The sequence below is a fragment of the Pseudomonas kielensis genome (assembly GCF_014236655.1).
Classification (GTDB): Bacteria; Pseudomonadota; Gammaproteobacteria; order Pseudomonadales; family Pseudomonadaceae; genus Aquipseudomonas; species Aquipseudomonas kielensis.
Map to the genome: position 1 here is coordinate 1 of NZ_JACMYG010000039.1, position 15,466 is coordinate 15,466.

Annotated in this window: 20 protein-coding genes; 1 reads left to right on the forward strand and 19 read right to left on the reverse strand. The window is 57.6% G+C overall.

What is annotated here, in order from left to right:
• Positions 1–147 precede the first annotated feature (147 nt).
• Together H7995_RS25135 and H7995_RS25140 are read right to left on the reverse strand one after the other, a co-directional pair.
• On the reverse strand, positions 148–675 hold the full coding sequence (locus tag H7995_RS25135) for a single-stranded DNA-binding protein (RefSeq protein ID WP_159998187.1): 528 nt from the start codon (positions 673–675) through the stop codon (positions 148–150).
• A gap of 9 nt (positions 676–684) precedes the next feature.
• A complete protein-coding gene (locus tag H7995_RS25140) occupies positions 685–2,082 on the reverse strand; it encodes an MFS transporter (protein ID WP_166591482.1) in 1,398 nt (465 codons plus the stop codon).
• Positions 2,083–2,270: 188 nt separating this feature from the next.
• On the opposite strand from H7995_RS25140, the gene uvrA reads away from it, so the two are divergent.
• Positions 2,271–5,105, forward strand: coding sequence for an excinuclease ABC subunit UvrA (uvrA, locus tag H7995_RS25145; protein WP_166591483.1), 2,835 nt, complete (start codon positions 2,271–2,273; stop codon positions 5,103–5,105).
• A 103-nt stretch (positions 5,106–5,208) separates the two neighbouring features.
• On the opposite strand, the gene bfr is transcribed toward uvrA, so the two are convergent.
• The 17 genes from bfr to rplE all read right to left on the reverse strand — a co-directional run bounded on the left by bfr (position 5,209) and on the right by rplE (position 15,464).
• The gene (gene bfr, locus H7995_RS25150; protein WP_166591484.1) at positions 5,209–5,673 is read right to left on the reverse strand and encodes a bacterioferritin; all 465 of its coding nucleotides are present in this window, start codon (positions 5,671–5,673) and stop codon (positions 5,209–5,211) included.
• A gap of 149 nt (positions 5,674–5,822) precedes the next feature.
• Positions 5,823–7,277, reverse strand: a complete 1,455-nt coding sequence (locus tag H7995_RS25155) for a catalase (RefSeq protein WP_185819080.1) — start codon at positions 7,275–7,277, stop codon at positions 5,823–5,825.
• 226 nt (positions 7,278–7,503) lie between these two features.
• Positions 7,504–7,890, reverse strand: a complete 387-nt coding sequence (gene rplQ / locus H7995_RS25160; protein WP_024778333.1) for a 50S ribosomal protein L17 — start codon at positions 7,888–7,890, stop codon at positions 7,504–7,506.
• 42 nt (positions 7,891–7,932) lie between these two features.
• A complete protein-coding gene (locus tag H7995_RS25165; protein ID WP_007924176.1) occupies positions 7,933–8,934 on the reverse strand; it encodes a DNA-directed RNA polymerase subunit alpha in 1,002 nt (333 codons plus the stop codon).
• A gap of 22 nt (positions 8,935–8,956) precedes the next feature.
• Complete coding sequence (gene rpsD, locus H7995_RS25170) at positions 8,957–9,577, reverse strand: 30S ribosomal protein S4 (protein ID WP_003210056.1); 621 nt, start codon at positions 9,575–9,577, stop codon at positions 8,957–8,959.
• Between the two features lie 18 nt (positions 9,578–9,595).
• A complete protein-coding gene (gene rpsK / locus H7995_RS25175; protein WP_002555466.1) occupies positions 9,596–9,985 on the reverse strand; it encodes a 30S ribosomal protein S11 in 390 nt (129 codons plus the stop codon).
• 30 nt (positions 9,986–10,015) lie between these two features.
• Positions 10,016–10,372 carry a 30S ribosomal protein S13 gene (gene rpsM / locus H7995_RS25180; RefSeq protein ID WP_003186020.1) on the reverse strand — a complete coding sequence of 119 codons (357 nt, stop codon included), beginning with the start codon at positions 10,370–10,372 and terminating at the stop codon, positions 10,016–10,018.
• Between the two features lie 130 nt (positions 10,373–10,502).
• Positions 10,503–10,619, reverse strand: a complete 117-nt coding sequence (gene rpmJ / locus H7995_RS25185) for a 50S ribosomal protein L36 (protein WP_002555468.1) — start codon at positions 10,617–10,619, stop codon at positions 10,503–10,505.
• A 24-nt stretch (positions 10,620–10,643) separates the two neighbouring features.
• A complete protein-coding gene (secY, locus tag H7995_RS25190) occupies positions 10,644–11,972 on the reverse strand; it encodes a preprotein translocase subunit SecY (RefSeq protein ID WP_095166168.1) in 1,329 nt (442 codons plus the stop codon).
• Complete coding sequence (gene rplO, locus H7995_RS25195) at positions 11,973–12,410, reverse strand: 50S ribosomal protein L15 (protein ID WP_003228720.1); 438 nt, start codon at positions 12,408–12,410, stop codon at positions 11,973–11,975.
• 3 nt (positions 12,411–12,413) lie between these two features.
• Positions 12,414–12,590 carry a 50S ribosomal protein L30 gene (rpmD, locus tag H7995_RS25200; RefSeq protein WP_003186033.1) on the reverse strand — a complete coding sequence of 59 codons (177 nt, stop codon included), beginning with the start codon at positions 12,588–12,590 and terminating at the stop codon, positions 12,414–12,416.
• A gap of 2 nt (positions 12,591–12,592) precedes the next feature.
• The gene (gene rpsE / locus H7995_RS25205) at positions 12,593–13,093 is read right to left on the reverse strand and encodes a 30S ribosomal protein S5 (protein ID WP_003186035.1); all 501 of its coding nucleotides are present in this window, start codon (positions 13,091–13,093) and stop codon (positions 12,593–12,595) included.
• A 3-nt stretch (positions 13,094–13,096) separates the two neighbouring features.
• Positions 13,097–13,447, reverse strand: a complete 351-nt coding sequence (gene rplR, locus H7995_RS25210) for a 50S ribosomal protein L18 (RefSeq protein ID WP_003186037.1) — start codon at positions 13,445–13,447, stop codon at positions 13,097–13,099.
• Between the two features lie 10 nt (positions 13,448–13,457).
• Positions 13,458–13,991: a 50S ribosomal protein L6 gene (gene rplF, locus H7995_RS25215; RefSeq protein ID WP_003176412.1), complete on the reverse strand. Its 534-nt coding sequence runs from the start codon at positions 13,989–13,991 to the stop codon at positions 13,458–13,460.
• Between the two features lie 12 nt (positions 13,992–14,003).
• Complete coding sequence (gene rpsH, locus H7995_RS25220) at positions 14,004–14,396, reverse strand: 30S ribosomal protein S8 (RefSeq protein WP_003186040.1); 393 nt, start codon at positions 14,394–14,396, stop codon at positions 14,004–14,006.
• A gap of 209 nt (positions 14,397–14,605) precedes the next feature.
• Positions 14,606–14,911, reverse strand: coding sequence for a 30S ribosomal protein S14 (gene rpsN, locus H7995_RS25225; RefSeq protein WP_007918460.1), 306 nt, complete (start codon positions 14,909–14,911; stop codon positions 14,606–14,608).
• A 13-nt stretch (positions 14,912–14,924) separates the two neighbouring features.
• Positions 14,925–15,464: a 50S ribosomal protein L5 gene (rplE, locus tag H7995_RS25230; protein ID WP_003210069.1), complete on the reverse strand. Its 540-nt coding sequence runs from the start codon at positions 15,462–15,464 to the stop codon at positions 14,925–14,927.
• Positions 15,465–15,466: the final 2 nt, after the last annotated feature.

A 15,466-nucleotide genomic window follows, 5' to 3' on the forward strand; every position in this document is an offset into this window, starting at 1 on the left:
GGGAGGAGCGCGTTTATCCTCGGGCGATTCGGCTGAAATCGCCGAAGTACCCGATCAAAAATAAAAATGCCAGTCAGCTTAACTGACTGGCATTACCCTGGACAGGGGCTTTTTGGCAGAAACCTTCAATCAGGTCTCAGGTGTTGCTTAGAACGGAATATCGTCATCAAAGCTGTCGAAATCTGCAGCCGGTTGCGGTGCAGCCTGTTGCTGTGGCGCTGGACGCGACTCACGCTGTGGCTGTTGCGACGGTGCCGGACGCGGTGCCTGCTGGCGTGGAGCGGCTTGCTGGTAGTTGTTACCACCGCCCTGGCCTTGCTGGTCGCCCTGTGGACGGCCGCCCAGCAGTTGCATGGTGCCTTGCATGTCGACCACGATTTCGGTGGTGTAACGCTTGATGCCGTCTTTTTCCCACTCGCGGGTCTGCAGCTTGCCTTCGATGTAGACCTGCGAACCTTTACGCAGGTATTCGCCGGCGATCTCTGCAACCTTGCCGAACATCGATACACGGTGCCATTCGGTCTTTTCGACTTTCTGGCCAGTTTGCTTGTCGGTCCATTGTTCGCTGGTCGCCAGACTCAGGTTGGTCACGGCGTTACCGTTAGGCAAGTAGCGAACTTCGGGATCCTGGCCGCAAGTGCCGACCAATATGACTTTGTTAACCCCACGGGCCATAACGTTCTCCTAGGCTTCGCACGCTGTCGGCGCCGGGTTGTTGACCAGGCGCTCGAGGGTGGTGCGATCCAATAGTTCGGTGTCCAATTTGATGTAAATGGCGGCTTCATCAGCCACCACGATGGCATCGGTTACCCCAACGACGGCCAGCAGGCGCTCAACCAGACCGGCTTCGCGGATCGCTTCGGGCGATAACGGCAAGCGCAGGCTCGTCACATAGGGAGGTTCGCGCATGGTAACAGCAAAGGCCAACCAGAGGGCAGCCAGACCTGCGCATCCGAGGAACACAACCGACAGACCGCCATGCTGGAACATCCAGCCACCCATGATGCCGCCCAGTGCCGAACCGAGGAACTGGCTGGTGGAGTAAACCCCCATGGCCGTGCCCTTGCCGCCCGCCGGTGAAACCTTGCTGATCAACGACGGCAAGGAGGCTTCCAGCAGATTGAACGCGGTGAAGAACACCACCGTACCAATCACCAGGGCCCGCAAGCTGTCGCCGAACTGCCAGAAGAATAGCTCAGTGAGCATCAGCGTCGCGACGGCACCGAGTAAAACTCGTTTCATTTTGCGTTTCTTCTCGCCGTAGATAATGAACGGAATCATGGCGAAGAACGAAATCAGCAGCGCGGTCAGGTACACCCACCAATGTTGCTCCTTGGGCAGCCCGGCTTTTTCCACCAGCGCCAGCGGCAAGGCGACGAAGCTCGACATCAGCATCGCGTGCAACACAAAAATCCCCAGGTCCAGGCGCAGCAGGTCCGGGTGCTTGAGGGTCGGCAACAGGGCCTGGCGAGCGACCCCTGACTCACGGTGCTGCAAGGGCCCCGTGGAGCGCGGCACCATGAACATCACGATGACGATGCCCAGCAATGCCATGCCACCGGTCGCCAGGAACAGGCCGGACAGGCCGAAGGCGCGGGTCAGCAGTGGCCCGACCACCATGGCTACCGCGAACGACAGGCCGATGGTCATGCCGATCATGGCCATGGCCTTGGTGCGGTGCTGCTCGCGGGTCAGGTCGGACAACAGGGCCATGACCGCCGCGGAAATCGCCCCGGCGCCCTGCAGGATACGCCCGGCGATCACGCCCCAGATCGAGTCGGCGTTGGCCGCCAGCACGCTGCCCAGGGCAAAGACGATCAAGCCCAGGTAAATCACCGGACGCCGCCCGATGCGGTCGGAAATGATCCCGAAGGGAATCTGGAACACGGCCTGGGTCAGGCCGTAGGCGCCGATCGCCAGGCCGATGAGGGCCGGGGTCGCGCCTGCCAGGTCCATGCCGTAGGTCGCCAGTACCGGCAACACCATGAACATGCCAAGCATACGGAACGCGAACACCAGGGCCAGACCGCTCGCTGCGCGGGTCTCGCTACCACTCATGCGTTCGCTGTGGGGATCGTGCATGGAATTACCTCATGTGAACCGGCGGCGATTCTATCAGTCCCATCGGTTGACGGGGTATAGGGCGACGCTTTGCCGCGCACGGATGACAGAGTCTTCATGTAGGGCAACGTTGTGCACATTTGATAGTGTGCATCCATCCAGTATTTGGCCTTATACTCCTACGTTTACGCCCGCCGAGCGAGGCCACCTTGGACAAGATCCTGATTCGTGGGGCTCGAACCCACAACCTGAAGAATATCGACCTGACCCTGCCACGGGACAAACTGATCGTCATCACCGGCTTGTCCGGGTCCGGCAAGTCGTCCCTGGCCTTTGACACCTTGTATGCCGAAGGTCAGCGGCGTTATGTCGAGTCGCTGTCGGCTTACGCCCGGCAGTTCCTGTCGATGATGGAAAAGCCTGACGTCGACACCATTGAAGGCTTGTCGCCAGCCATCTCCATCGAGCAGAAGTCGACCTCCCACAACCCGCGCTCGACGGTCGGCACCATTACCGAAATCTACGACTACCTGCGCCTGCTTTACGCCCGCGTGGGTATTCCGCGCTGCCCCGATCATGACATCCCCCTGGAAGCCCAGACCGTCAGCCAGATGGTCGACCTGGTGCTGGCCCAGCCCGAAGGCAGCAAGCTGATGCTGCTGGCCCCGGTGATTCGTGAGCGCAAGGGCGAACACCTGTCGGTCTTCGAAGAACTGCGGGCCCAGGGCTTCGTCCGTGCCCGGGTCAACGGCAAGCTGTGCGAGTTGGATGAGCTGCCGAAACTGGATAAACAGAAGAAGCACTCGATCGATGTGGTGGTCGACCGCTTCAAGGTTCGCGAAGACCTGCAGCAGCGCCTGGCCGAGTCGTTCGAGACCGCCTTGAAGCTGGCCGATGGCATCGCGCTGGTCGCACCGATGGACGATGAGCCGGGTGAGGAGATGATCTTCTCCGCACGCTTTGCCTGCCCGATCTGCGGCCACGCCATCAGCGAGCTGGAACCCAAGCTGTTCTCCTTCAACAACCCGGCAGGCGCTTGCCCGACCTGCGACGGCCTGGGGGTCAAACAGTTCTTTGACATCAAGCGCCTGGTCAACGGCGAGTTGACCCTGGCCGAGGGTGCAATTCGCGGCTGGGACCGACGCAACGTCTATTACTTCCAGATGCTCGGCTCCCTGGCCGCCCATTACGGGTTCAGCCTGGAAGTGCCGTTCAACCAGCTGCCGGCCGATCAGCAGAAGGTCATCCTGCACGGCAGCGGCAGCCAGAACGTCGATTTCAAATACCTCAACGACCGGGGCGACATCGTCAAGCGCTCGCACCCGTTCGAAGGCATCGTGCCGAACCTCGATCGCCGCTACCGCGAAACCGAATCCGCGTCGGTGCGCGAAGAGCTGGCCAAGTTCCTCAGCACCCAGCCCTGCCCGGATTGCCGGGGCACCCGCCTGCGCCGTGAAGCACGGCACGTGTGGGTCGGCGAGAAAACCCTGCCGGCGGTGACCAACCTGCCGATCGGCGATGCTTGCGAGTACTTCGGCACCCTGAAATTGACGGGGCGGCGCGGCGAAATCGCCGACAAGATCCTCAAGGAAATCCGCGAACGCCTGCAGTTCCTGGTTAACGTCGGCCTCGACTATCTGTCCCTGGACCGCAGTGCCGACACCCTGTCCGGCGGTGAGGCGCAGCGCATTCGCCTGGCCAGCCAGATCGGTGCCGGCCTGGTAGGCGTGCTGTACATCCTCGACGAGCCGTCCATCGGCCTGCACCAGCGGGACAACGATCGACTGCTGGGCACCCTCAAGCATTTGCGCGACATCGGTAACACGGTGATCGTGGTCGAGCATGACGAGGATGCCATTCGCCTGGCCGACTACGTAGTGGACATCGGCCCTGGTGCCGGCGTGCACGGCGGGCATATCGTCGCTGAAGGCACACCGGCCGAGGTCATGGCCCACCCGGACTCGCTGACCGGCAAATACCTGTCGGGCCGGGTGAAGATCGCCGTGCCCGCCAAACGCACGCCACGCAACAAGAAGCTGGCACTGCACCTGAAGGGCGCCCGGGGCAACAACTTGCGCAATGTCGACCTGGAGATCCCCCTGGGCCTGCTGACCTGCGTGACCGGCGTGTCGGGTTCGGGCAAGTCGACGCTGATCAACAACACCCTGTTCCCCCTGAGCGCCACCGCGCTGAATGGCGCGACGACCCTGGAGGCCGCAGCCCACGACAGCATCAAGGGCCTTGAGCTGCTGGACAAGGTGGTTGATATCGACCAAAGCCCGATCGGCCGTACGCCGCGCTCCAACCCAGCGACCTATACCGGGCTGTTCACGCCGATTCGTGAGTTGTTCGCTGGCGTACCGGAGTCGCGCTCGCGGGGCTATGGTCCGGGTCGTTTCTCGTTCAACGTCAAGGGTGGGCGCTGTGAAGCCTGCCAGGGCGACGGCCTGATCAAGGTGGAGATGCACTTCTTGCCGGACATCTATGTCCCGTGCGACGTGTGCAAGAGCAAGCGCTACAACCGCGAAACCCTGGAGATCAAGTACAAGGGCAAGAGCATCCACGAAACCCTGGAAATGACCATCGAGGAAGCCCGGGTGTTCTTCGACGCGGTGCCGGCCCTGGCGCGCAAGCTGCAGACGCTGATGGATGTCGGCCTGTCATACATCAAGCTGGGGCAATCGGCGACCACCCTGTCGGGCGGTGAAGCACAGCGGGTCAAGTTGTCCCGCGAGCTGTCCAAGCGTGATACCGGCAAGACCCTGTATATCCTCGATGAGCCGACCACCGGCCTGCACTTCGCGGACATCCAGCAATTGCTCGACGTGTTGCACCGCCTGCGCGACCACGGCAACACCGTGGTGGTGATCGAGCACAACCTGGACGTGATCAAGACCGCCGACTGGCTGGTGGACCTGGGGCCGGAAGGCGGCTCCAAGGGCGGCCAGATCATCGCCGTGGGTACGCCTGAGGAAGTGGCCGAGATGAAGCAGTCTCATACCGGCTTCTACCTCAAACCACTGCTGGAGCGCGACCGGGCCTGATGCCGGCACATGAAAAAGCCCCTGTCACGTTATCGGTGACAGGGGCTTTTTTATACTTCTGAACAATCCCCCCGCCGAAGGCTGGGATCTTTTCACTGCAAAATCAAAACTGCGACTGCAGGTAGTTTTCCAGACCGATCAGTTTGATCAGGCCCAACTGCTTTTCCAGCCAGTAGGTGTGATCTTCTTCGGTATCGGCCAACTGGATGCGCAGCATGTCGCGACTGATGTAGTCCTTGTGCCGCTCACACAGTTCAATGCCCTTGCACAGCGCGGCGCGCACCTTGTATTCCAGGCGCAGGTCAGCGGCCAGCATGTCCGGCACGGTAGTCCCGACGTCGAGGTCGTCCGGACGCATGCGCGGCGTGCCTTCCAGCATCAGGATCCGGCGCATCAGCGCATCGGCGTGCCCGGCTTCTTCTTCCATCTCGTGATTGATGCGCTCGTAGAGCTCGGTGAAGCCCCAGTCCTCATACATCCGCGAATGGATGAAATATTGATCACGCGCTGCCAGTTCGCCCGTGAGCAACGTGTTGAGGTAATCGATTACGTCCGGGTGACCTTGCATCGCCCTACATCTCCCTGCTTGAAAGTCTGTAGTTTGAACCAAGCCGACCGTTCGGTCACTCGATTCGCGAGATAAAAGCGAAGATATTCTGAGAAAAGTAGTTTAAATAACGCAAAAACCGCCCAATTGAGGGCGGTTCTGCTTCTCGTTTAGACTTCGTTAAGCTGTACACCCAACGCCGTTGCGACTGCTTCTCCGTACGCCGGATCGGCCTTGAAGAAATGCTGCAGTTGACGGTCGACCACGTCAGCGGAAACTCCGGTCATGGCGCCAGCAATGTTGCTGACCAACAGGGCTTTCTGCTCAGCGCTCATCAAGCGAAACAGTGCACCGGCATGGCTGTAGTAGTCGGTATCTTCGCGATGATCGTAACGATCAGCCGCCCCACTCAACGCCAATGGCGGCTCAGCAAACTGCGGTGCCTGCTTGGGCGACTGCGGGAAGCTGTTCGGTTCGTAGTTGGGTGCTGCGCCGCCGTTGCTGCCAAACGCCATGGACCCGTCGCGCTGATAGCTGTTGACCGGGCTGCGGGGTGCGTTCACCGGCAGTTGCTGGTGATTGGTGCCCACACGGTAGCGGTGCGCATCGGCATAGGCAAAGACCCGGCCTTGCAGCATGCGGTCCGGCGACAGGCCGACGCCCGGAACCATGTTGCTCGGGCCAAACGCAGCCTGCTCGACTTCGGCGAAGTAGTTCAGCGGGTTACGGTTGAGTTCCAGTTCGCCGACTTCAATCAACGGAAACTCTTTCTGCGACCAGGTCTTGGTCACGTCGAAGGGGTTCTCGTAATGCGCCGCTGCCTGGGCTTCGCTCATGATCTGGATGCACACGCGCCATTTCGGGAAATCACCGCGCTCGATGGCGCCGAAGAGGTCGCGCTGGGCGTAGTCCGGGTCAGTCCCTGCCAGACGCGCAGCTTCGGCCGGCGCCAGGTTCTTGATGCCCTGCAGGGTCTTGTAGTGCCACTTCACCCAATGCCGCTCGCCGCTGGCGTTGATCAGGCTGTAGGTGTGGCTACCAAAGCCGTGCATGTGACGGTAGCCGTCCGGAATGCCCCGGTCGGAGAATAGGATAGTGACCTGGTGCAGCGCCTCAGGGGAGTGCGACCAGAAATCCCACATCATCTGCGCGCTTTTCAGATTGCTTTGCGGCAGGCGTTTTTGGGTGTGGATGAAATCCGGAAACTTGAGCGGGTCACGAATGAAGAACACCGGGGTGTTGTTGCCGACGATGTCCCAGTTGCCTTCTTCGGTGTAGAACTTCAAAGCGAAACCACGAGGATCGCGTTCGGTGTCCGCCGAGCCGCGTTCTCCACCGACAGTGGAGAACCGCAGGAAGGTCGGGGTTTGCTTGCCGACGGCCGCAAACAGCTTGGCGCTGGTGTACTGGGTGATGTCGCGGGTGACGGTGAAGGTGCCGTAGGCGCCTGAGCCTTTGGCGTGCACACGGCGCTCAGGGATGTTTTCGCGGTTGAAGTGGGCCAGCTTCTCGATCAGGTGAAAATCGTCGAGCAATAGCGGGCCACGTGGGCCGGCGGAACGGGAATTCTGGTTATCTGCAACGGGAGCGCCACTGGCGGTAGTCAGCGTTTTATTCTGGCTCATGCACAATCTTCCTCTTCAGTCTTGGAAACTGCCGGCTAATCGGCTGAGAGGGAGTATTGACCAGGAACATGACACCATCAAATTTATTAATTGATCAGCATCAATAGAAATTAACTAATTGAAAGCAGCGCTGGATAGACAGGAACAACACCATCCGTCGGCGGCATTTTTGAACGCACACAAAAAACCGGGCACTAGGCCCGGTTCTTCGTTTCAGACTGACGTCTTACTCAGCGGATACTGCTTCACCGCCGGTAGCACGATCAACCAACTCGACGTACGCCATAGGCGCGTTGTCGCCAGCGCGGAAACCGCACTTGAGGATGCGCAGGTAGCCACCCTCACGGGTAGCGTAACGCTTGCCCAGGTCGTTGAAGAGCTTACCAACGATAGCTTTCGAACGAGTACGGTCGAAAGCCAGACGGCGGTTAGCCAGGCTGTCTGTCTTGGCCAAAGTGATCAGCGGCTCAGCAACGCGACGCAGTTCTTTGGCTTTTGGCAGTGTAGTTTTGATCAGCTCGTGCTCGAACAGCGACACCGCCATGTTTTGAAACATGGCCTTGCGGTGCGAGCTGGTGCGGCTCAGGTGACGACCACTTTTACGATGACGCATGGTTCATTCCTTACCAAACACAACGTTCGGTGATTACGACGATCAGGCAGTCGCCTTGTCGTCCTTCTTAAGACTTGCAGGCGGCCAGTTGTCGAGGCGCATGCCGAGGGACAGACCGCGGGAGGCCAGAACGTCCTTGATTTCAGTCAAGGATTTCTTGCCCAGGTTCGGAGTCTTCAACAGCTCTACTTCGGTACGCTGAATCAGGTCACCGATGTAGTAGATGTTTTCCGCCTTAAGGCAGTTAGCCGAACGTACAGTCAGTTCCAGATCGTCAACCGGGCGAAGCAGGATCGGATCGATCTCGTCTTCTTGCTCGATTACCACTGGCTCGCTGTCGCCTTTGAGGTCCACGAACGCAGCCAACTGCTGTTGCAGGATGGTTGCAGCGCGACGGATAGCCTCTTCAGGGTCCAGAGTACCGTTGGTTTCCAGATCAATAACCAGCTTGTCCAGGTTAGTACGCTGCTCGACACGGGCGTTTTCCACCACGTATGCGATACGGCGAACCGGGCTGAACGAAGAGTCAAGCTGCAAGCGACCAATGCTGCGGCTTTCGTCTTCATCGCTCTGACGCGAGTCGGCCGGTTCATAACCACGACCACGAGCTACTACTAGCTTCATGTTCAGGGCGCCGTTAGACGCCAGGTTAGCGATTACGTGATCGGGATTAACGATCTCGACATCATGATCCAGCTGAATATCGGCAGCGGTAACCACCCCCGAACCCTTCTTCGACAAGGTCAGCGTAACTTCGTCACGGCCGTGCAGCTTGATAGCCAGACCTTTAAGGTTCAACAGGATTTCAATTACGTCTTCCTGTACACCTTCGATGGCGCTGTACTCGTGGAGCACACCGTCAATCTCGGCCTCGACTACTGCACAGCCGGGCATTGAGGACAACAGGATGCGGCGCAGCGCGTTGCCCAGGGTGTGGCCAAAACCACGCTCGAGAGGCTCGAGAGTGATCTTGGCGCGGGTTGGACTGACAACCTGCACATCAATATGGCGGGGTGTCAGGAACTCATTTACCGAAATCTGCATGGATGCACCTATTTTCTAGCCCTTACTTGGAGTAGAGCTCGACAATCAGGCTTTCGTTGATGTCGGCGGACAGATCACTGCGAGCTGGAACGTTCTTGAAAACGCCCGACTTCTTCTCAGTGTCTACTTCTACCCATTCTACGCGGCCACGTTGGGCACACAGATCGAGAGCTTGGACAATGCGAAGTTGGTTCTTTGCTTTCTCGCGAATCGCGACCACGTCACCAGCACGAACCTGGTACGACGGCACGTTTACGGTCTGACCGTTAACGCTGACGGATTTGTGCGATACCAGCTGACGGGATTCGGCACGAGTCGAACCAAAGCCCATACGGTATACAACGTTGTCCAGACGGCATTCGAGCAGTTGCAGCAGGTTTTCACCGGTTGCACCTTTCTTGCCAGCAGCTTCTTTGTAGTAGCCGCTGAACTGACGCTCGAGAACGCCGTAGATACGACGGACTTTCTGCTTTTCACGCAGTTGGGTGCCGTAGTCGGACTGGCGACCGCGGCGTTGGCCGTGGATACCAGGTGCTGCTTCAATGTTGCACTTCGATTCGATCGCGCGCACGCCGCTCTTCAGGAAGAGATCGGTGCCTTCGCGACGAGCGAGTTTGCATTTTGGACCAATGTAACGAGCCATTCTTTACAATCTCCTGGATTACACGCGGCGCTTCTTCGGCGGACGGCACCCGTTGTGCGGGATTGGCGTCACGTCGGTGATGCTGGCGATCTTATAGCCACAGCCGTTCAAAGCACGGACAGCGGACTCACGACCTGGACCTGGACCCTTGACGTTAACGTCGAGGTTTTTCAGGCCATATTCCAGCGCAGCTTGACCAGCACGTTCAGCAGCTACTTGAGCAGCAAACGGGGTGGACTTGCGGGAACCGCGGAAACCCGAACCACCGGAGGTAGCCCAAGAAAGCGCGTTACCTTGACGGTCGGTGATGGTCACGATTGTGTTGTTAAAAGATGCATGGATGTGGGCGATGCCATCAACCACTGTCTTTTTAACTTTTTTACGAGGACGAGCAGCAGGTTTTGCCATGATAATTTTCCTGTCGATTCGCTGGGGCGATTACTTGCGGATCGGCTTACGCGGACCTTTACGGGTACGCGCGTTGGTCTTGGTACGCTGACCGCGTACTGGCAGACCACGACGATGACGCAGACCGCGATAGCAACCGAGGTCCATCAAGCGCTTGATTTTCATGTTGATTTCGCGACGCAGATCACCTTCAGTGGTGAACTTCGCCACTTCGCCACGCAGCTGTTCAATTTGCTCGTCGCTCAGATCTTTGATCTTTGCTGCTGGGTTTACCCCAGTCACTGCACAGATCTTCTGTGCAGTAGTGCGACCAACACCATAGATGTAGGTCAGCGAGATAACAGTATGCTTGTTATCTGGAATGTTGACGCCTGCAATACGGGCCATTCAGTGGGACTCCAATTGACAGCTACCTACGCCCCGGAAGCCAAGAAATAGGGCGCGAGATAATATCGCTGTAATAACAAATAATCAACCCGGCAGCGCACTAGCTGCCGGGCTTGAAGCACAATCACACTCAGCCTTGGCGCTGTTTGTGACGCGGTTCCGCGCTGCAAATTACTCGAACAACACCTTCGCGGCGAATAATCTTGCAGTTACGGCACAGCTTTTTCACCGATGCACGAACTTTCATCACCAACTCCTCGAACCTTATGGGTCAGCGCAGCATGCCGCTGCCGTAACCCTTCAGGTTGGCTTTCTTCATCAGGGATTCGTACTGGTGCGAAACGAGGTGCGATTGTACTTGGGACATGAAGTCCATCACAACCACGACGACGATCAGCAACGAGGTCCCGCCAAGGTAGAACGGAACGTTTGCCGCAACCACCAGGAACTGGGGCAACAGACACACGGCCGTCATATAGAGAGCACCGAACAGGGTCAAACGAGTCAGAACGCCATCAATGTAGCGCGCAGACTGCTCACCTGGACGGATGCCCGGAATAAAGGCACCGGACTTCTTCAGGTTTTCCGCTACGTCTTTCGGATTGAACATCAACGCCGTATAGAAGAAGCAGAAGAAAATAATCCCTGCACTAAACAGCAGAATATTCAACGGCTGACCAGGAGCGATCGACTGCGAGATGTCCTGCAGCCAGCCCAAACCTTCAGACTGACCAAACCAGGTACCCAACGAAGCCGGGAACAGCAAGATGCTGCTCGCGAAAATAGCCGGAATAACACCGGCCATGTTCACCTTCAGCGGCAGGTGGCTGGTCTGCGCAGCAAAAACCTTGCGGCCCTGCTGACGCTTGGCGTAGTGAACAGCGATACGACGCTGACCACGCTCAATGAACACCACAAAACCGATAATCGCTACTGCCAGCAAACCGATGGCAACCAGGGCGAAAATGTTGATATCACCCTGACGCGCAGACTCGAAAGACTGCCCGATCGCTCTCGGAAGACCGGCGACGATACCTGCGAATATCAACATCGAGATACCGTTGCCAACACCACGCTCAGTAATCTGCTCACCCAGCCACATCATGAACATTGCGCCCGCCACAAACGTGGTTACCGCAACGAAATGGAAGCCAAAGTCACCAGTGAACGCAACGCCCTGCCCTGCCAGACCAATGGACATGCCAATGGCCTGGACGAGAGCGAGGACGACAGTGCCGTAGCGGGTGTACTGAGCGATCTTGCGACGCCCAGCTTCACCTTCCTTCTTCAACTGCTCCAACTGCGGGCTGACGGCTGTCATCAGTTGCATGATGATCGATGCCGAGATGTACGGCATGATCCCCAGTGCAAAGATGCTCATCCGCTCCAGCGCGCCGCCGGAAAACATGTTGAACAAGCTAAGAATGGTCCCCTCATTCTGTCGAAACAGGTCCGCGAGTCGGTCCGGGTTGATACCTGGAACCGGGATGTGTGCGCCTATTCGGTAGACGATAATCGCCAGGAACAGAAAACGCAGACGAGCCCAGAGTTCAGACATACCGCCTTTGCCGAGCGCAGAGAGAGCACCTTGCTTAGCCATTTATTCCTCGAACTTGCCGCCAGCTGCTTCGATAGCCGCACGCGCACCTTTGGTGGCGCCGATTCCCTTGCCGATAGTGACAGCGCGAGTCACTTCACCGGACAGCATGATTTTCACACGCTGTACGTTGACGTTGATCACGTTGGCATCTTTCAGGGACTGCACAGTGACGATGTCGCCTTCCACTTTAGCCAGCTCGGACAGACGCACTTCTGCGCGATCCATGGCCTTCAGGGAAACGAAACCGAACTTAGGCAGGCGACGATGCAGCGGCTGTTGACCGCCTTCAAAGCCTGGAGCAATGGTGCCACCGGAGCGGGAGGTTTGACCTTTGTGGCCACGGCCACCAGTCTTACCCAAACCGCTACCGATACCACGGCCCGGACGATGCTTTTCGCGACGGGAACCCGGCGCTGGACTCAGATCATTGAGTTTCATCGATTAACCCTCGACACGCAGCATGTAGTAAGCCTTGTTGATCATCCCGCGATTCTCGGGAGTATCCAGTACTTCTACAGTGTGACCGATGCGACGCAGACCCAGACCCTTAACGCACAGTTTGTGGTTAGGGATGCGGCCGGTCATGCTTTTGATCAGCGTTACTTTAACGGTAGCCATGATCAGAAGATCTCCTTGACGCTTTTGCCACGCTTGGCGGCAATGGATTCAGGAGATTGCATAGCTTTCAAACCTTTGAAAGTGGCGTGAACCACGTTTACCGGGTTAGTCGAGCCGTAGCACTTGGCCAGAACGTTCTGAACGCCAGCAACCTCGAGGACAGCACGCATAGCGCCGCCAGCGATGATACCGGTACCTTCAGAAGCAGGCTGCATGTACACCTTGGAAGCGCCATGGGCGGATTTCATTGCGTACTGCAGAGTGGTGCCGTTCAGGTCCACTTGGATCATGTTGCGACGAGCAGCTTCCATTGCCTTCTGGATTGCAGCAGGCACTTCACGCGACTTGCCACGGCCGAAGCCAACACGGCCCTTACCATCACCAACCACGGTCAACGCGGTGAAGGTGAAGATACGGCCGCCTTTAACGGTTTTGGCTACGCGGTTAACTTGAACCAGCTTCTCGATGTAGCCTTCGTCGCGCTTTTGGTCGTTATTTGACATAACTTAGAACTCCAGCCCAGCTTCACGAGCAGCATCAGCCAGCGCTTTAACGCGGCCGTGGTACTTGAAGCCAGAGCGGTCGAAAGCCACTTGCGAGACGCCAGCGGCCTTAGCACGCGTAGCGACCAGCTGGCCAACCTTTGTGGCCGCGTCAATGTTGCCAGTGGCACCATCACGCAGTTCTTTGTCCAAAGTCGAGGCAGATGCCAGAACTTTGTTGCCGTCGGCCGAAATGACCTGGGCGTAGATGTGCTGCGAAGAGCGGAACACGCAGAGACGCACGACTTCGAGTTCGTGCATTTTCAGGCGTGCTTTGCGAGCGCGACGCAGTCGAGTAACTTTTTTGTCGGTCATTTGCTATGCCCTACTTCTTCTTGGCTTCTTTACGACGGACGACTTCGTCCGCGTAGCGCACACCTTTGCCTTTGTACGGCTCTGGTGGACGGAAGTCGCGGATCTCGGCGGCCACTTGACCTACCAGCTGCTTGTCGATGCCCTTGATCAGGATATCGGTCTGGCTAGGAGTCTCAGCGGTGATGCCTTCCGGCAGTTCGTAATCCACTGGGTGCGAGAAGCCGAGAGCCAGGTTCAGCACTGTGCCTTTTGCTTGCGCTTTGTAACCAACACCGACCAGCTGGAGCTTGCGCTCGAAGCCTTGGCTTACGCCTTGGACCATGTTGTTTACCAACGCACGAGTGGTACCAGCCATTGCGCGAGTCTGTTGATCGCCATTGCGAGCAGCAAAACGCAGCTCACCGGCTTCTTCAACGATCTCAACGGACGAATGGATGTTCAGTTCAAGAGTACCCTTGGCACCCTTCACCGAAAGCTGTTGGCCTGCGAATTTTACTTCGACACCGGCTGGCAGCTTAACGGGGTTCTTAGCGACGCGAGACATGCTTATCCCCCCTTAGAACACAGTGCAAAGAACTTCGCCGCCGACACCGGCAGCGCGCGCAGCACGATCCGTCATCACACCTTTGTTGGTGGAGACGATAGACACACCGAGACCGCCACGAACTTTTGGCAGATCATCGACGGACTTGTACTGACGCAGGCCTGGACGGCTAACGCGCTTCACTTCTTCGATGACCGGACGGCCTTCGAAATATTTCAGCTCGATAGACAGCAGTGGTTTGATTTCGCTGCTGATCTGATAACCCGCGATGTAACCTTCGTCCTTCAGGACTTTAGCTACAGCCACCTTCAACGTGGAAGACGGCATGCTTACGACGGACTTTTCAGCCATCTGGGCATTACGGATTCGAGTTAGCATGTCCGCTAACGGGTCCTGCATACTCATGGGCTAGACGCTCCTAATACAGAAAAATTAGCCTTGCGGCTACTACGTGTCGCCGAGAATCTCCGAGCATAAAAAACACGGGCTCAGGCGAGCCGGATATTCTAGACACACTCCGGAAATGAAACAAGCCCCAAAAGGGGCTTGATTCAGATTCAAGGCCACCGATGGTCGGGATCATGCGATCCCGACCATCGAGACTTTGACAGCACTTACCAGCTGGCTTTAACCAGACCTGGTACGTCACCACGCATTGCAGCTTCACGCAGCTTGTTACGGCCAAGGCCGAACTTGCGGTAAACGCCGTGCGGACGACCAGTCAGGCGGCAGCGGTTACGCATGCGCGCAGCGCTTGCATCACGTGGCTGCTTCTGCAGAGCTACGGTAGCTTCCCAACGCGCTTCTGGACTTGCGTTCAGATCAACGATGATAGCTTTCAGCGCTGCACGCTTGGTGGCGTACTTGGCAACGGTGAGCTGACGCTTCAGCTCACGGTTTTTCATGCTCTTCTTGGCCATTTTCCTACTCCAATCAGTTGCGGAACGGGAATTTGAAAGCACGCAGCAGAGCGCGGCCTTCATCATCGTTCTTGGCAGTGGTGGTCAGGGTAATGTCCAGACCGCGGAGAGCGTCGATCTTGTCGTAATCGATTTCCGGGAAAATGATCTGCTCTTTCACGCCCATGCTGTAGTTACCACGACCATCGAAGGACTTGGCATTCAGGCCGCGGAAGTCGCGAACCCGAGGCAGGGAGATCGACAGCAGACGATCCAGGAACTCGTACATACGCTCACGGCGCAGAGTCACTTTGACGCCGATCGGCCAACCTTCACGGACTTTAAAGCCAGCGATGGATTTCCGAGCGTAAGTCACAACGACTTTTTGACCGGTGATCTTTTCCAGGTCAGCAACAGCGTGCTCGATGACTTTTTTGTCGCCGATCGCTTCGCCCAGACCCATGTTCAGGGTGATTTTGGTAACGCGCGGAACTTCCATCACGTTCGAAAGCTTAAGTTCTTCCTTAAGTTTCGGAGCGATTTCCTTCCGGTAAATCTCTTTTAGTCGTGCCATGG

Excerpts from the sequence above, each read along its gene's own strand:
- H7995_RS25135 (WP_159998187.1), bottom strand. The coding sequence starts at position 675 with ATGGCCCGTGGGGTTAACAAAGTCATATTGGTCGGCACTTGCGGCCAG.
- H7995_RS25140 (WP_166591482.1), bottom strand. The coding sequence starts at position 2,082 with ATGCACGATCCCCACAGCGAACGCATGAGTGGTAGCGAGACCCGCGCA.
- bfr (WP_166591484.1), bottom strand. The coding sequence starts at position 5,673 with ATGCAAGGTCACCCGGACGTAATCGATTACCTCAACACGTTGCTCACG.
- H7995_RS25155 (WP_185819080.1), bottom strand. The coding sequence starts at position 7,277 with ATGAGCCAGAATAAAACGCTGACTACCGCCAGTGGCGCTCCCGTTGCA.
- rplQ (WP_024778333.1), bottom strand. The coding sequence starts at position 7,890 with ATGCGTCATCGTAAAAGTGGTCGTCACCTGAGCCGCACCAGCTCGCAC.
- H7995_RS25165 (WP_007924176.1), bottom strand. The coding sequence starts at position 8,934 with ATGCAGATTTCGGTAAATGAGTTCCTGACACCCCGCCATATTGATGTG.
- rpsD (WP_003210056.1), bottom strand. The coding sequence starts at position 9,577 with ATGGCTCGTTACATTGGTCCAAAATGCAAACTCGCTCGTCGCGAAGGC.
- rpsK (WP_002555466.1), bottom strand. The coding sequence starts at position 9,985 with ATGGCAAAACCTGCTGCTCGTCCTCGTAAAAAAGTTAAAAAGACAGTG.
- rpsM (WP_003186020.1), bottom strand. The coding sequence starts at position 10,372 with ATGGCCCGTATTGCAGGCGTCAACATTCCAGATAACAAGCATACTGTT.
- rpmJ (WP_002555468.1), bottom strand. The coding sequence starts at position 10,619 with ATGAAAGTTCGTGCATCGGTGAAAAAGCTGTGCCGTAACTGCAAGATT.
- secY (WP_095166168.1), bottom strand. The coding sequence starts at position 11,972 with ATGGCTAAGCAAGGTGCTCTCTCTGCGCTCGGCAAAGGCGGTATGTCT.
- rplO (WP_003228720.1), bottom strand. The coding sequence starts at position 12,410 with ATGAAACTCAATGATCTGAGTCCAGCGCCGGGTTCCCGTCGCGAAAAG.
- rpmD (WP_003186033.1), bottom strand. The coding sequence starts at position 12,590 with ATGGCTACCGTTAAAGTAACGCTGATCAAAAGCATGACCGGCCGCATC.
- rpsE (WP_003186035.1), bottom strand. The coding sequence starts at position 13,093 with ATGTCAAATAACGACCAAAAGCGCGACGAAGGCTACATCGAGAAGCTG.
- rplR (WP_003186037.1), bottom strand. The coding sequence starts at position 13,447 with ATGACCGACAAAAAAGTTACTCGACTGCGTCGCGCTCGCAAAGCACGC.
- rplF (WP_003176412.1), bottom strand. The coding sequence starts at position 13,991 with ATGTCTCGCGTCGCTAAGAACCCCGTTAAGCTGCCAGCCGGTGTCGAA.
- rpsH (WP_003186040.1), bottom strand. The coding sequence starts at position 14,396 with ATGAGTATGCAGGACCCGTTAGCGGACATGCTAACTCGAATCCGTAAT.
- rpsN (WP_007918460.1), bottom strand. The coding sequence starts at position 14,911 with ATGGCCAAGAAGAGCATGAAAAACCGTGAGCTGAAGCGTCAGCTCACC.
- rplE (WP_003210069.1), bottom strand. The coding sequence starts at position 15,464 with ATGGCACGACTAAAAGAGATTTACCGGAAGGAAATCGCTCCGAAACTT.